The sequence below is a fragment of the Pseudomonas trivialis genome (genome assembly GCF_036864995.1).
In the GTDB taxonomy this organism is placed as follows: Bacteria; Pseudomonadota; Gammaproteobacteria; order Pseudomonadales; family Pseudomonadaceae; genus Aquipseudomonas; species Aquipseudomonas trivialis.
Genome location: NZ_CP142151.1, coordinates 1,547,753 through 1,563,448, shown reverse-complemented (window position 1 = coordinate 1,563,448; position 15,696 = coordinate 1,547,753). Strand labels below are relative to the sequence as shown.

The following is a 15,696-nucleotide window of genomic DNA, read 5'->3' as shown; positions in this document are numbered from 1 at the left end:
CCCTTGGAGGAACGCCTCATGCCCTACAAACATATTCTGGTCGCTGTCGATCTGACCGAAGAGTGCGATCCGGTGATCAAGCGCGCGCAGGAATCTGCATTGGCCAATGGCGCCATACTGTCGCTGGTGCATATCGTCGAGCCCATGGCCATGGCCTTTGGCGGTGACGTACCGATGGACCTTTCCCAGTTGCAGCAACAACAATTTGACCAGGTCAAGGAGCGCCTGGACCGTTTGATTCTCAAATACCCTCACCTGAAAAAGGAAGACTGCCACCTGACATACGGCCAACCGCGCCAGGAAATCCACCACTTGGCCAAGGAAAAGGCTTGCGACTTGATCGTGGTGGGTAGCCATGGTCGTCACGGTTTGGCGTTGTTGCTGGGCTCTACTGCCAATGATGTACTGCACGGCGCGCCGTGCGATGTACTGGCCGTCAAGCTGGTAAAAAATTCGTAAGACCGATGGAGGCTAATGTGGGAGGGGCGGTGCGACGATTCGACTTGCCCCCGATGGCGGCGGGTCAGTTACAGGTGTATCCACTGACACTCCCTAATCGGGGGCAAGTCTAATCGTCGCACCGCCCCTCCCACATTTTGAATCGCCTTTCATATAAAAAACCCGGTATTCATCAGATGAACACCGGGTTTTTTAGTGCCTGCCGATCAATCAGGCATCCAGCTCGGCCCAACGCTCAACCAGCACTTCCAGCTCCTGGTTCAACGTCTCCAGGGAGGCGATGACCTTGGCGGTGTCTGCCGCCGGACGCAGGTAGAAACCCGCGTCAGCCATTTCTGCTTCGACTGCGGCGATCTGCTGCTCCTTGGCCTCGATCTCTCCCGGCAAGGCTTCCAGCTCGCGCTGCAGCTTGTAGCTGAGCTTCTTCCTGGCCGCCGGCGCTGCGTCCTGCGCGGGCGCAGGTGCGGCCGCCACCGGTGCAACCACGGCGGAGGCCAGGTCGGCCTTGCCGGACTTGCTCTCGGTCACGCCCAGCAGACGCGGCGAGCCGCCCTGGCGCAGCCAGTCCTGATAACCACCGACGTATTCACGCACCTTGCCTTCACCTTCGAAGACCAGGGTGCTGGTGACCACGTTGTCGAGGAATGCCCGGTCGTGACTGACCATCAGCACGGTGCCGTTGAAGGTCAGCAGCACTTCTTCCAGCAGTTCGAGGGTTTCCACGTCGAGGTCGTTGGTCGGTTCGTCGAGCACCAGCAGGTTGGCCGGCTTGCTGAACAGCTTGGCCAGCAACAGGCGCGCACGCTCACCGCCAGACAACGCCTTGACCGGCGTGCGCGCACGCTGGGGGCTGAACAGGAAGTCGCCGAGGTAGCTCAGCACGTGGCGGCTCTGGCCGTCGATGTCGATAAAGTCGCGGCCTTCGGCAACGTTGTCGATCACGGTTTTTTCCAGGTCCAACTGGTGGCGCAACTGGTCGAAGTAGGCCACGTCGATACGCGTGCCCTCTTCCACCTTGCCGCTGGTCGGCTGCAGGCCATTGAGCATCAGCTTGAGCAAGGTGGTCTTGCCGGTGCCGTTGGCGCCCAGCAGACCGATACGGTCGCCGCGTGCCAGCACCATGGAGAAGTCCTTGATCAGCAACGGACCGCCCGGGTGATGGAAGCTGACGTTCTCCAGCACCATCACCTGCTTGCCCGACTTGTCGGCGGTGTCCAGCTGGATATTGGCCTTGCCGGTACGCTCGCGACGCTCACCACGCTCAACACGCAAGGCCTTGAGTGCGCGCACACGGCCCTCGTTACGGGTGCGGCGCGCCTTGATGCCCTGGCGGATCCAGACTTCTTCCTGGGCCAGCTTCTTGTCGAACAGCGCGTTGGCGGTTTCTTCAGCGGACAGCGCAGCCTCTTTGTGCACCAGGAAGCTGGCGTAGTCGCCGTTCCAGTCGATCAGACCACCACGGTCCAGCTCGAGGATGCGCGTGGCCAGGCTCTGCAGGAACGCCCGGTCGTGCGTGATGAACAGCACGGCGCCCTGGAAGTCCTTGATGGCTTCTTCAAGCCAGGCGATAGCGCCGATATCCAGGTGGTTGGTCGGCTCGTCGAGCAGCAGCAGATCCGGCTCGGACACCAGCGCCTGGGCCAGCAGTACGCGACGACGCCAGCCGCCGGACAACTCGGCGAGGGTCTTGTCGGCCGGCAACTGCAGGCGGCTGAGGGTGCTGTCGACCAGTTGCTGCAAACGCCAGCCGTCACGGGCTTCCAGCGCCTGCTGCACATGCATCAGCTTGTCCAGGTCTTCTTCGGTGACGCAGTTCTGCGCCAGGTGATGGTATTGCGCGAGCAACTCGCCCACGCCATCGAGGCCTTCGGCGACCACGTCGAACACTGTCCGTCCGTCGGCCACCGGCAATTCCTGCGGCAATTCGCCGATCTTGAGGCCCGGAGCGCGCCAGACAGAGCCGTCATCGGGCTTCTGATCGCCCTTTACCAGCTTCATCATGCTCGACTTGCCGGTGCCGTTGCGGCCGATGATGCACACCCGCTCACCACGGGCGATCTGCCAGGACACCTTGTCCAACAACGGCATAGCGCCGAAAGCAAGGGACACATCGCTGAATTTGAGCAGGGTCATACACTTCTCCAAAAACCGGGCGCGCATTCTACCTGAGTTGAGGGTGGGATGCGGCCGGCTTTTTCGATGTCGACACGTTCTGTAGGACATTTCCGTCGAACTTGAACGAACCTCCCGGCAAAGCTTTCGCCGGTCGCTGGCAAAAGGCTAAGCTAGGGGCAATCAGTGTCGGCGGTGCCGGTGCTAGTCGTGATTTCTCTGCACGGACGTCTCATGCGCAGTCGCCTTTTCAACTTTTTATCCTGTCTGCTTCTTTCCGCCACCGCCGCCCAATCCGCCCAGGCCGTGGACCTCACCACCCAACGTCAATACTACGATGAAGCCAAACGTGCGCTGGCCAAGGGCGATACTGGCCCCTACATGCAATACAGCCAGGCGCTGGCCGACTATCCGCTGACGCCCTACCTGGCCTATGACGAACTGACCGCGCGCCTTAAAAGCGCGAGCAACGAGGAAATCGAGCAGTTCCTCGCCAAGAACGGTGACCTGCCCCAGGCCAACTGGATGAAGCTACGTTGGTTGCGCTGGCTCGCCGAACGTGGCGACTGGCAGACTTTTGAAAAGTACTACGACACCAAGCTCAATTTCGTTGAGCTGGACTGCCTGCACGGCCAATACCAGCTCACCCACAACCTGAAAGCCGAAGGCTACAAGACCGCCGAAAAGCTGTGGATGACCGGCAAAACCCAACCCGCCGCCTGTGATGTCACCTTCGGCCAGTGGGCAGCTGCCGGGCAGCTCACCGAACAGAAAATCTGGGACCGCACCAAGCTCGCCGCCGAGGCGCGCAACTACGCGCTGGCCAATAGCCTGGTGAAAACCCTGCCCACCCTCGGCGCCCAAGGCCGCTTGATGGTGGATGTGGCGCAAAAGCCCGACATGCTCAGCGACCCGTCACGCTTCCTGCCGGCCAACGAGGCCATGTCCGATGCCGTGGGCCTGGGCCTGCGTCGTTTGGCACATCAGGACCCGGACAAGGCCATGGCCCTGCTCGACGGCTACGCCAGCAGCATGCACTTTTCCCGTGACGAAAAAGTGTCGATCGCCCGCGAAATCGGCCTGACCCTGGCCCGCCGCTATGACCCGCGCGCCCTCGACGTGATGACCCAGTACGACCCCGAACTGCGCGACAACACGGTATCCGAATGGCGCCTGCGCCTGCTGCTGCGCCTGGCACGCTGGGAAGAGGCCTACCAGCTCACCCGCAAACTGCCACAGGACCTGGCCACCACTAACCGCTGGCGCTACTGGCAGGCCCGCAGCCTGGAACTGGCCGAGCCGAAAAATCCGCAAGCCATGGTGCTGTACAAAAACGTCGCCAAGGAACGGGATTTCTACGGCTTCCTCGCCGCCGACCGCTCCAAGTCGCCGTACCAGCTCACCAACAAACCGCTAGTGATGAGCCAGGCGCTGATGAACAAGGTGCGCAATACACCGGGCGTGCGCCGCGCAATGGAGTTCTATGCGCGGGGCCAGATCGTCGACGGGCGTCGCGAGTGGTATCACGTCAGCCGTCACTTCAACCGCGATGAAATGGTCGCCCAGGCCAGGCTGGCCTACGACATGAAGTGGTACTTCCCGGCGATCCGCACCATCAGCCAGGCGCAGTACTGGGATGACCTGGACATCCGCTTCCCCATGGCCCACCGCGACACCCTGGTGCGTGAAGCCAAGGTGCGTGGCTTGCATTCGAGCTGGGTGTTCGCCATCACCCGCCAGGAAAGCGCATTCATGGACGACGCGCGCTCCGGCGTCGGCGCCAGCGGCCTGATGCAACTGATGCCGGGCACCGCCAAGGAGACCGCGCGCAAATTCAGCATCCCCCTGGCCTCACCGGCCCAGGTGCTGGACCCTGACAAGAACATCCAGCTCGGCGCCGCCTACCTGAGCCAGGTGCACAGCCAGTTCAACGGCAACCGCGTGCTCGCCTCCGCCGCCTACAACGCCGGCCCCGGCCGCGTACGCCAGTGGCTGCGCGGTGCCGACCACCTGAGTTTCGACGTGTGGGTGGAAAGCATCCCGTTCGACGAAACCCGTCAGTATGTGCAAAACGTGCTGTCTTATTCGGTGATCTACGGGCAGAAGCTCAATTCGCCACAGCCGCTGGTGGATTGGCATGAGCGCTATTTCGACGATCAGTAATAGCCAAATGTGAAAGTGGGCTTATTGTGGCTGCCTGAAGCTTGGGGCTCCCACATTGGATTTTCAGTGTATCCACAAGCGTGGCACTACGTGTCCGCACTGAACTGCAACGCCGCCAACCGCGCGTACAGCGCATTGCTCGCAATCAACTGCTGGTGCGTGCCCACCGCCACCAGCTTGCCCTGGTCCATTACCGCAATCCGGTCCGCATTCTTTACCGTCGCCAGCCGATGCGCGATCACCAGGGTGGTGCGGCCCTGCATCAGTTGCGGCAGCGCCTGCTGGATCAGGTGTTCGCTCTGGGCGTCGAGGGCGCTGGTGGCTTCGTCCAGCAGCAGGATCGGTGCGTCCACCAGCAGCGCGCGGGCAATGGCCAGGCGTTGGCGCTGGCCACCGGACAGGCCCAGGCCGCTTTCGCCCAGGTGCGTCTGGTAGCCGTCGGGCATTTGCAGGATGAAGTCGTGGGCATGGGCGATACGCGCCGCGGCCTCAACCTGTTCGCGGGTAGCAGACGGATTGCCGTAGCGAATATTGTCTTCGACGCTGCCAAAAAACAGCGCCGGGTTCTGTGAAACAAGCGCGAAGTGGCGGCGCAGGTCCAAAGGGTCGAGTTCGGTCAGCGCGTGGCCTTCAAGCGAAATGCGACCGTGCTGCGGGTCGTAGAAACGCAGCAGCAGGTCGAACAGCGTCGACTTGCCCGCGCCGGAGGGGCCGACCAGTGCCAGGGTTTCGCCGGGGTTGATGCTCAGGCTCAAGCCGTCGATGGCGTAAGTGTCCGGGCGCGACGGGTAGGCAAAGCGCAGGTCCTGCAATTCCATCCGCCCGCTGACACGCTCCGGCAAGCGCACCGTGCCCTCCACCGGGGCTTTAATCTCGTTGCTCGACTGCAACAATTCACCGATGCGCTCAGCCGCACCGGCGGCGCGCTGCAGCTCACCGAGCACTTCGCTCAGGGTGCCGACGGCGCTGCCGACAATCAGGCTGTAAAACACGAACGCCGCCAGCTCACCCCCGGAAATGCGTCCGTTGATCACGTCCATGCCGCCCACCCACAGCATCACGCCCACGGCGCCGAGCACCAGCATGATCACCAGGGTAATCAGCCAGGCACGCTGGGCGATGCGCTTGCGCGCGGTGGCGAAAGCCTCTTCCACGGTCACGGCGAAGCGCTGCTCGTCCTGCACCTGGTGGTTGTAGGCCTGCACCGTCTTGATCTGGCTGAGGGTCTCGGACACGTAGCTGCCCACATCGGCAATGCGGTCCTGGCTCTGCCGCGAGAGGCTGCGCACGCGACGCCCGAAAATCAGAATCGGCGCCAGCACCAGCGGCAGCGCCACCACCACGATGCTGGTGAGCTTGGGGTTGGTGACAAACAGCAGCACGATGCCACCGATGACCATCAGCGCATTGCGCAAAAACAGCGAGAGCGACGAGCCAATCACCGATTGCAGCAAGGTGGTGTCGGTGGTCAGGCGCGACTGGATTTCCGAGCTGCGGTTGTTCTCGTAGAAGCCTGGGTGCAGGTAGATCAAGTGGTTGAACACCTGCCGGCGAATGTCTGCCACCACCCGCTCGCCGATCCACGACACCAGGTAGAACCGCGCAAACGTGCCCACCGCCAGGCCCAGCACCAGCAGCATGAACAGGCCGATGGACTGATTGAGCAGGTGTGGGGATTGCGTCATGAAGCCCTGGTCCACCAACAGGCGAATACCCTGCCCCATGGACAAGGTGATGCCGGCGGTAACGATCAGCGCCAGCAAGGCACCGAGCGCCTGCCAGCGATAGGGCGCGATAAAGCGACTGGCCAGGCGAATCGCGCGGCGTTGACGGACTGAGAACATAAAGGCATTACCGATGGGGAACCTGTACTCAACATTGGGGGAACTTGGGCGAATAACAATGAGTCAGGTTAATTATGCCCAGCGACCCAGGCTCCTAGAGGCTATCGGTCTAACGCGCGACTGGAAATCCATGGCGGTTTCTGGTGCACTTGTCGTTCGAACCGGTGAGCGTGCAGGGAGTTGTCACAGCGCGGTCACGCGGGGGTTTTAGAATAGGGACACAACCTGATGAGGAGACAGGCCATGACCTTGCAAAACAGCAGTGATGCCAAGATTGAAGTGATCCGTCAACCGCAGCAGTTGCCTTGCTCGTATATCGACGCCAAGGGCCGCGAAGTACAGATTACCGAAGAGATGATCCAGCAAGCCTGCAGCGAACTGGAGCAGCGATTGGTCAAGCCTGCCCAATGAGGCGAGCGCCAGAGCTTTCGTAAACCCGGCCTTGATGGCCGGTTTTTTTATGGGCGCTTAAACGACCTCTGCGCCCAACGCGCGCGCGATGTTCGACAGCACCGGCGACTCGCCATTGATCCGCACCTTCAAGCCATCGATTTCACGGCGCTCGGGGTAATGCTTGCGCAGCAGGTCGAAGGCCTTGCGCTGCTCCTGCACGGTTCCCACCAGGCTGCGGCGGAAATCCGCATCATCGCGGCGCGGGTCGTACACGCTGCGGCACAGCGTGGCCAGTGCCCAGGCCGGGTCGGTGGATGCATTCAACTGCACCTGGGCCAACCACGGCTGCGGCAGCAGGTCACTCAGAGCAATGCCGGGCGCCTGGCCAAGGTATGCGCACAACGCCTGATAGATCTGCGCCGTACCGCGCTGCTTGCCGTCCAGGCTGTAGCCGGCGATATGCGGCGTCGCCAGTACACAGAGGTCGGCCAGGTCGACGTCCACTTCCGGTTCACCCTCCCACACATCCAGCACGGCCTGCAGGTCTTCACGCTCCAGCAGCACCTCGCGCAGGGCGGCGTTGTGCACCACGGGGCCGCGGCTGGCGTTGATCAGCCAGGTGCCGGGTTTGAGCTGCCGCAGACGCTCGCGATCGAACAGGCGCCAGGTTGCACCATTGCCGGACTTGATCAGCGGCGTGTGCAGGCTGATCACATCGCACTGCTCGATGATCTGGTCCAGGCTCACGTAGTCTGCGTCTTCAGCGATCTGCCGTGGCGGGTCGCACACCAGCACGTTCCAGCCCAGCCCCTTGAGCACCTTGAGCAGCCGGCCGCCCACTTCACCGGCACCGACGATGCCGTAGGTGCGCTGGGCGAGGTCGGCGCCTTCGATTTCAGCCAGGGTCTGCAGGCTGCCGAGCACGTAGTCCACCACGCCGCGCGCGTTGCAACCGGGGGCGCTGGACCAGTGAATGCCGGCCTGCTGGAAGTAGTCGAGGTCCAGGTGATCGGTGCCTATAGTGCATGTGCCGACGAACTTGACGTTGCTGCCCTCGAGCAAGGCCCGATTGACGTTAGTCACCGAGCGTACCAGCAGCACGTCGGCCTGCTCGACCGTGGCGCGGTCGATGGCGCGGCCGGGCACGCGGCGAATCTCACCAAAGCCCTGGAAAAATTCATCGAGCAGCGGAATATTCTCGTCGGCAACAATCAGCATGGCGGGGCTCCTTTGGCGGAACGGCAGTGTACAGCCTTGCGATCTGACTCACACTGAAGAACCCCTCCCACATCAGGCCGACGCCGTTTACAAATCCCCAACACAGGTTTTTTCCTGACCATTGCGTCAACGCGTAGAATCCGCGGTCCTTGCGCTTTGCCTTTGATTGGACATCTGTACGTGAACACTGCCACCGCCCCCCTCACCCGCCCCGCCCGCATCCGCCGGGAAGTGCGCGGCCTGCTGACGCTTGCCCTGCCGATCATGATCGGTCAACTGGCCACAACCGCGATGAGCTTCGTCGACGCGGTGATGGCCGGGCGGGTCAGCCCTCAGGACCTGGCGGCGGTGGGCCTGGGCAACTCGATCTGGATTCCGGTGTACCTGCTGATGACCGGCACCCTGCTGGCCACCACGCCCAAAGTCGCCCAGCGTTACGGCGCGGGCCAGTTCAGCGAGATCGGGCCGCTGGTGCGTCAGTCCCTGTGGCTGGCGGTGGTGGTCGGTCTGTGCGGCGCGCTGTTACTGCTGTGCGCCGAGCCGGTGCTGCAGGCGATGAAGGTCGAGCCCGACCTGATCGCGCCGTCCATGGGCTACCTGCATGGCATCGCCGCCGGCATGCCGGCGATTGCGCTGTATTACGTGCTGCGCTGTTTCAGTGACGGCCTGGGCCGCACCCGGCCGAGCATGGTCATGGGCCTGTGCGGCCTGGCGCTGAACATTCCGCTGAACTACATCTTCATTTACGGCCACTTCGGCATGCCGGCCATGGGCGGCGTGGGCTGCGGCTGGGCCACGGCGATTGCAATGTGGGTGATGATGCTCGGCCTGGCCTTTTGGACTCGCTGGGGCCCGGCCTACCAGAGCAGCGAACTGTTCAAGCGTTTCGACTGGCCGCAATGGGCGGTGATCAAACGCGTGCTGGGCATTGGCCTGCCGATTGGCGTGGCGATCTTTGCCGAGTCGAGCATTTTTGCCGTGATCGCCCTGCTGCTCGGCAGCCTTGGCGCCACCGTGGTGTCGGGCCATCAGATCGCGCTGAACGTCAGCTCGCTGGTGTTCATGATTCCCTATTCCCTGAGCATGGCCGTGACCGTGCGCGTCGGCCAGGCCCTGGGCCGTGGCGAACCCCGTGAGGCGCGCTTTGCCGCCGGGGTCGGCATGGGCACGGCGCTGGCCTATGCCTGCCTGTCCTGCAGCCTGATGCTGCTGTTTCGCGAGCAGATCGCGGCGATCTATACGCCGGACCCGGTGGTGATCCACCTCGCCTCGACGCTGATCGTGTTTTCCGCGCTGTTCCAGTTTTCGGACTCGATCCAGGTCACCGCCGCCGGTGCGTTGCGCGGTTACCAGGACACCCGGGTGACCATGGTGCTGACCTTGTTCGCCTATTGGGGCGTGGGCCTGCCGGTGGGCTACGCCCTGGGACTCACCGACTGGCTGGGCGCAGCCAGCGGCCCGAGCGGCTTGTGGCAAGGCCTGATCGTCGGCTTGAGTTGCGCCGCAGGCATGTTGCTGGTGCGCCTGGCGCGCAGTGCACGCCGGCGTATTCACGCAGGTAAGGCGCGGGTTTAATCGGCTTTCTTGCGAATCCAGTACAGGTAGGTGCCGGCCTCTTCTTTCTGTTCAACCAGCTCGTGGTCCAGGAACACACAGAACTTGGGAATATCGCGACGGGTGGAAGGGTCGGTCGCGATCACCTTGAGCAGGCCGCCAGGCGCCAGGTCACGGATGTGCTGGTGCAGCATCATCACCGGCTCCGGGCAGTTGAGGCCGGTGGCGTCGAGGGTGCCGTCAATGGGTAATTCACTCATACATCACTCCTGAAACACACCCGCTCCAGTGTGGGAGCGGGCTTGCCCGCGATGACGGGGGCACATTCAACATAATTTCGACAGTTATACCGCTATCGCGGGCAAGCCCGCTCCCACAGGGGCGGTCAGTGTCTCTTGGGTTTCTTTACAGACTCCAGCCGACGCAGGTGGCAGGTCACCTCCTCCCGGTCGTGATACAGCTGCTTGCAGCCAATCTCCACCCGAATACCGCGCGCCTTGAAGCCCTCTTCGATCCGCTCCAGCAGGCGTTTGGCCTCGGCATAACGCTGCTTCATCGGCAGCTTCAGGTTCACCACCGCCTCGCGGCAATGGCCCTCGCCGATCCAGGTTTCCAGCAGCGCGGCATTGCGCGCCGGTTTCTCGACGATGTCACACACCATCCAGTCCACCGGTTGTTTTGGCACGAAGGTGAAACCGTCGGCCATCAAGTGCTGCACCAGGCCCGTGTCCATCAGGCTTTCGGCCATGGGGCCGTTGTCGATGGCGGTCACCAGCATGCCCCGGTTGACCAGTTGCCAGGTCCAGCCGCCGGGCGCGGCGCCGAGGTCGACGCCGGTCATGTCGCCGTGCAGGCGCTCGTCCCACTGGTCGCGGGGGATAAAGTGATGCCAGGCCTCTTCCAGCTTCAGAGTCGAGCGGCTGGGCGCGTCACGCGGGAATTTCAGGCGCGGGATGCCCATCGGCCACATCGCCGAGTTGTTCGACTCGGCCAGGCCCATGAACACTTCGCGGCCACTCTTGAAGGTCAGCAGCAGGCGCGGCTTGCTCGGGTCGTCCACCAGCTTGCCGGCATTGAGCAGGGCCTTGCGCAGGTGCACTTCGAATTTCTTGCAGAAGTTCGACAGCTCCTTGCCGTCGTTGGTGTCGACCATCTCCAGCCACAGGCTGCCGCACACCGGGAATGGATGCAGGTGAGCGAGGATCACGCTGATGCGGTCGGTTTCCGGCAGGTCGATGAACACCCCGCGCGCCCACTGCCGGGGGAAGATCAATTCGGCGAAGCGCTGGCCGTGCATCAGGCGCTGGGCGCCGTCTTCCTCGGTGCAGACGAACTCGGCGCAGGCGCTGCCGGTCTTGGCCTTGGCGTAACCGGAAACGTTAAGGCGCGCGGCGTGCTCGGCGATCTCGGAGCAGACTTCGCCCTCGAAACCCGGACGGCAGTGCATAAAAAGGGTGTTCATTGAATCTCCTGGCACCGGCTTGCTGTCGTGCAAGGCCTGTCATGAAAACGCGCGCATGATAGCCGAGTTCGGAACCTTGGACTTCACCCGGCAGTCCAGTTATTAGCCTGCTACTCAAAACAGGGCTAAGTTAAACGCTCTGTTCGTCCCGCCAGGTCCGTAGCCGTGCGGACCATAAGGAGTCGTGTCATGTCATCCCTTGATAGCCTGAGAACCCTTAAGACCCTGGAAATCGACAACAAGACCTACCACTATTTCAGCCTGCCCGAAGCCGCCAAGAGCCTGGGCGACCTGGACAAGCTGCCGATGTCGCTCAAAGTGCTGCTGGAAAACCTGCTGCGCTGGGAAGACGACAAGACCGTCACCGGCGCCGACCTCAAGGCCATCGCCGCCTGGCTCAAAGAGCGCCAGTCCGACCGCGAGATCCAGTACCGCCCCGCCCGCGTCCTGATGCAGGACTTTACCGGCGTACCTGCCGTGGTCGACCTCGCCGCCATGCGCGCCGCCGTGGCCAAGGCCGGTGGCGACCCGCAGCGCATCAACCCGCTGTCCCCCGTGGACCTGGTCATTGACCACTCGGTGATGGTCGACAAGTTCGGCAACGCCGACGCCTTCGAGCAGAACGTCGACATCGAGATGCAGCGCAACGGCGAACGCTACGCCTTCCTGCGCTGGGGCCAGAGCGCCTTCGACAACTTCAGCGTGGTGCCGCCGGGCACCGGCATCTGCCACCAGGTCAACCTCGAATACCTGGGCCGCACCGTGTGGACCAAAGACGAAGACGGCCGCACCTATGCGTTCCCCGACACCCTGGTGGGCACCGACTCCCACACCACCATGATCAACGGCCTGGGCGTGCTCGGCTGGGGCGTGGGCGGTATCGAAGCGGAAGCGGCCATGCTCGGCCAGCCGGTGTCGATGCTGATCCCGGAAGTGATCGGCTTCAAGCTCACCGGCAAATTGAAAGAAGGTATCACCGCCACCGACCTGGTGCTGACCGTCACCCAGATGCTGCGCAAAAAAGGCGTGGTGGGTAAATTCGTCGAGTTCTACGGCGATGGCCTGGCTGACCTGCCGCTGGCCGACCGCGCCACCATCGCCAACATGGCCCCGGAATACGGCGCCACCTGCGGGTTTTTCCCGGTGGACGACGTGACGCTGGACTACTTGCGCCTGTCCGGTCGCCCCAGCGAAACCGTGAAACTGGTAGAGGCCTACACCAAGGCCCAGGGCCTGTGGCGCAACGCGGGGCAGGAGCCGGTGTTCACCGACAGCCTGGCGCTGGACATGGGCAGCGTCGAAGCCAGCCTGGCCGGGCCAAAGCGCCCACAGGACCGCGTGGCGCTGCCGAATGTGGGCCAGGCGTTCAGCGATTTTCTCGACCTGCAATTCAAGCCGACCAACAAGGAAGAAGGCCGCCTGGAAAGCGAAGGCGGCGGTGGCGTGGCCGTGGGCAATGCAGACCTGGTGGGCGAGGCCGACTACGAATACGAAGGCAACACCTATCGCCTGAAGAACGGCGCGGTGGTGATCGCCGCCATCACGTCCTGCACCAACACCTCCAACCCCAGCGTGATGATGGCTGCCGGGCTGGTGGCGAAAAAGGCCGTGGAAAAGGGCCTGACCCGCAAGCCGTGGGTCAAGACCTCACTGGCACCGGGCTCCAAGGTGGTCACCGACTATTACAACGCCGCAGGCCTCACCCAGTACCTGGATAAACTCGGTTTCGACCTGGTGGGCTATGGCTGCACCACCTGCATCGGCAACTCCGGGCCGCTGCCCGAGCCGATTGAAAAAGCCATCCAGACCGCCGACCTCGCCGTGGCCTCGGTGCTGTCCGGCAATCGCAACTTCGAGGGCCGCGTGCACCCGCTGGTGAAAACCAACTGGCTGGCCTCGCCGCCGCTGGTGGTGGCCTATGCACTGGCCGGCACCGTGCGTATCGATATCAGCAGCGAGCCGCTGGGTAACGATAAGGACGGCAATCCGGTGTACCTCAAAGACATCTGGCCGAGCAGCAAAGAGATCGCCGACGCCGTGGCGCAAGTCACCACGGGCATGTTCCACAAGGAATACGCCGAAGTGTTTGCCGGTGACGAGCAATGGCAGGCAATCGAAGTGCCCCAGGCCGCTACCTACGTGTGGCAGCAGGACTCCACCTATATTCAGCACCCGCCGTTCTTCGACGATATTGCCGGCCCCCTGCCGGTGATCAAGGACGTCACGGGCGCCAACGTGCTGGCGCTGCTGGGCGACTCGGTGACCACGGACCACATCTCCCCTGCCGGCAACATCAAGGTCGACAGCCCCGCCGGGCGCTACCTGCAAGAACAAGGCGTTCAACCGCGCGACTTCAACTCCTACGGCTCACGCCGGGGCAACCATGAAGTGATGATGCGCGGCACCTTTGCCAATATCCGCATCCGCAATGAAATGCTCGGCGGCGAAGAAGGCGGCAATACGCTGTACATCCCCACTGGCGAGCGCATGGCGATCTACGACGCAGCGATGAAATACCAGGCCGCAGGCACGCCGCTGGTAGTGATCGCCGGCCAGGAATACGGCACCGGCTCCAGCCGCGACTGGGCGGCCAAGGGCACCAACCTGCTGGGCGTCAAGGCAGTCATTGCCGAAAGCTTCGAACGGATTCACCGCTCCAACCTGGTGGGCATGGGCGTGTTGCCGTTGCAGTTCAAGCTGGATCAGAACCGCAAATCGCTCAAACTCACCGGCAAGGAGAACATCGACATCCTCGGCCTCACCGACGTGGAGATCGTACCGCGCATGAACCTGACGCTGGTGATTACGCGGGAGGATGGCAGCAGCGAGAAGGTCGAAGTGCTGTGCCGGATAGATACGCTCAATGAAGTGGAATACTTCAAGGCCGGTGGCATCCTGCACTACGTGCTGCGCCAGTTGATCGCCTCATAAGCAACACTGGAGATGCAAAGGTGGGAGGGGGCTTGCTCCCGATGAGGGTGGGTCAGTCAGCTTATTTGTAGCTGACCCACTGCCATCGAGAGCAAGCCCCCTCCCACATTTGATCTCCATTTGTCTGATAGATATCACACCGCTTTGCTTTGGCTTTTGATCTTGATCTTGATCTTGGGCGCCCCGTCAACCACGCTGGCCGAACGCAGGCTTGAATCCGTGGGTAACCCGGCAGGACGCCGGGTTAGCCGCGCTGGGCCAAGGATGGCCCATCGCGGCGGCCCACGGATTCAAGCCTGCGTTCGGGCACACCGAGCCTTAGCGAGGTGCCGAGTGGTGGGGCAAGAGCCGTTTTGGTTACTTTTGGCTGGGCCGGCATTCCGGGCTCTTTTCCAAAAGTGACCCGCCGTAAGGGCGGAACCCTAATTAGCCGTTACCGCAGCAACGGATATGTACACCAGAAGCACCCCCATCCCCCAGTTCTAACCCTATCCCAAATCAGCCAAACAACCACTTCCACAACAACACCAACACCACCACCGCCAACACCGGCCGCGCAATCCGGTAAACCTTGGGATACTTGCGCTTGAACTGTTTAACCCGACCGCTGAACCTGTCGCTGAACGTCTTGCTCCACGCATAAGCCTGGTTAATCCCACCCACCCGCTCATCATCCAGATTCTGCGGCGCAGTCGCGCGCCCCAGCTGCTTGCTGACCCAACGGTTGAGACGGGTCATCAGGCGGTTGCTCAGCGGACGTTCAATATCGCAGAACAGAATCACCCGAGTCTGCTCGGTTTCGTTCTTCACCCAGTGCACATAGGTTTCGTCGAACATCACATCTTCCCCATCGCGCCAGGCGTAAACCTGGCCGTCGACAAAGATGCGGCAGTCGTCGGAGTTGGGCGTGGACAGCCCCAAGTGATAACGCAAGGACCCGGCAAACGGATCGCGGTGCGGGTTGAGGTGGCTGCCGCCCGGCAACAGCGCGAACATCGCGCCCTTGACGTTGGGGATGCTGCTCACCAGCGCCACGGTCTTCGGACACAGGGCCTCGGCCGACGGCAGCGGTTTGTCGTACCACTTGAGGTAGAAACGCTTCCAGCCCTTCTTGAAGAACGAACCGAAACCAGCGTCGTTGTTCTTTTCGGCGGCGCGGATGTAACCCTCGTCGAACAGGTGCATGGCCTCTTCGCGGATCACTTCCCAGTTGTCCTTGAGCACGTCCAGCTCCGGGAACTTGCTGCGGTCCAGGTAAGGTTTGGACGGTACCGCGGAGAACAGGTACATCAAGGCGTTATACGGAGCAAACAGCGCCGAATGGTTAACAAACTGGCGCAACATCGGCAAACGGGCCTTGCCACGCAGGTGCACATACAGCGTACTGCCGATAAACAGCAGCAGCACCGACAACTTGGCGGCCAAAGAAAAGGTCATGCAGCAACTCCTGAAAATAAGCGCCTGGCCAACAGCAGACGTAGCAGCCGGCCATGATAAACATTTGGGCCAGTATGCAGAAGGCCCCGGCTGACCAGCTGACACAAATCAAACCCGGCGATC

Annotated in this window: 11 protein-coding genes; 5 read left to right on the top strand and 6 right to left on the bottom strand. The window is 62.4% G+C overall.

Annotation, left to right across the window (positions count from 1 at the left end; translation table 11 throughout):
• Positions 1-18: 18 nt before the first annotated feature.
• On the top strand, positions 19-459 hold the full coding sequence (locus tag VRB54_RS06955) for a universal stress protein (protein ID WP_338480096.1): 441 nt from the start codon (positions 19-21) through the stop codon (positions 457-459).
• 210 nt (positions 460-669) lie between these two features.
• Here VRB54_RS06955 and VRB54_RS06950 read toward each other — a convergent pair whose 3' ends face one another.
• Positions 670-2,592 carry an ATP-binding cassette domain-containing protein gene (locus VRB54_RS06950; protein ID WP_338480095.1) on the bottom strand — a complete coding sequence of 641 codons (1,923 nt, stop codon included), beginning with the start codon at positions 2,590-2,592 and terminating at the stop codon, positions 670-672.
• A gap of 213 nt (positions 2,593-2,805) precedes the next feature.
• Between VRB54_RS06950 and VRB54_RS06945 the strand changes: the two genes are divergently transcribed.
• Positions 2,806-4,734, top strand: coding sequence for a transglycosylase SLT domain-containing protein (locus VRB54_RS06945; protein WP_338480093.1), 1,929 nt, complete (start codon positions 2,806-2,808; stop codon positions 4,732-4,734).
• 86 nt (positions 4,735-4,820) lie between these two features.
• On the opposite strand, the gene VRB54_RS06940 is transcribed toward VRB54_RS06945, so the two are convergent.
• A complete protein-coding gene (locus tag VRB54_RS06940; RefSeq protein ID WP_338480092.1) occupies positions 4,821-6,578 on the bottom strand; it encodes an ABC transporter transmembrane domain-containing protein in 1,758 nt (585 codons plus the stop codon).
• A 243-nt stretch (positions 6,579-6,821) separates the two neighbouring features.
• Between VRB54_RS06940 and VRB54_RS06935 the strand changes: the two genes are divergently transcribed.
• Positions 6,822-6,989: a PA1571 family protein gene (locus VRB54_RS06935; RefSeq protein WP_003234031.1), complete on the top strand. Its 168-nt coding sequence runs from the start codon at positions 6,822-6,824 to the stop codon at positions 6,987-6,989.
• 57 nt (positions 6,990-7,046) lie between these two features.
• Here VRB54_RS06935 and pdxB read toward each other — a convergent pair whose 3' ends face one another.
• Positions 7,047-8,189 carry a 4-phosphoerythronate dehydrogenase PdxB gene (gene pdxB, locus VRB54_RS06930; RefSeq protein WP_338480090.1) on the bottom strand — a complete coding sequence of 381 codons (1,143 nt, stop codon included), beginning with the start codon at positions 8,187-8,189 and terminating at the stop codon, positions 7,047-7,049.
• A gap of 180 nt (positions 8,190-8,369) precedes the next feature.
• Between pdxB and VRB54_RS06925 the strand changes: the two genes are divergently transcribed.
• Positions 8,370-9,764, top strand: a complete 1,395-nt coding sequence (locus VRB54_RS06925; protein WP_338480089.1) for an MATE family efflux transporter — start codon at positions 8,370-8,372, stop codon at positions 9,762-9,764.
• Here VRB54_RS06925 and tusA read toward each other — a convergent pair.
• Both tusA and rlmM read right to left on the bottom strand, forming a co-directional pair.
• Positions 9,761-10,003: a sulfurtransferase TusA gene (gene tusA, locus VRB54_RS06920; RefSeq protein ID WP_003234025.1), complete on the bottom strand. Its 243-nt coding sequence runs from the start codon at positions 10,001-10,003 to the stop codon at positions 9,761-9,763. The two genes, VRB54_RS06925 and tusA, sit on opposite strands and share 4 nt — an antisense overlap.
• A 125-nt stretch (positions 10,004-10,128) precedes the next feature.
• Entirely contained in the window at positions 10,129-11,205 is a 1,077-nt protein-coding gene (gene rlmM, locus VRB54_RS06915; protein WP_338480088.1) for a 23S rRNA (cytidine(2498)-2'-O)-methyltransferase RlmM, read from the bottom strand.
• A gap of 189 nt (positions 11,206-11,394) precedes the next feature.
• Here rlmM and acnA point away from each other — a divergent pair, with 189 nt between their 5' ends.
• Positions 11,395-14,136 (top strand): aconitate hydratase AcnA, encoded by a 2,742-nt coding sequence (gene acnA, locus VRB54_RS06910; protein WP_338480086.1) that lies wholly within the window; start codon positions 11,395-11,397, stop codon positions 14,134-14,136.
• A gap of 498 nt (positions 14,137-14,634) precedes the next feature.
• Here acnA and VRB54_RS06905 read toward each other — a convergent pair whose 3' ends face one another.
• Entirely contained in the window at positions 14,635-15,573 is a 939-nt protein-coding gene (locus tag VRB54_RS06905; RefSeq protein ID WP_338480085.1) for an aspartyl/asparaginyl beta-hydroxylase domain-containing protein, read from the bottom strand.
• Positions 15,574-15,696: the final 123 nt, after the last annotated feature.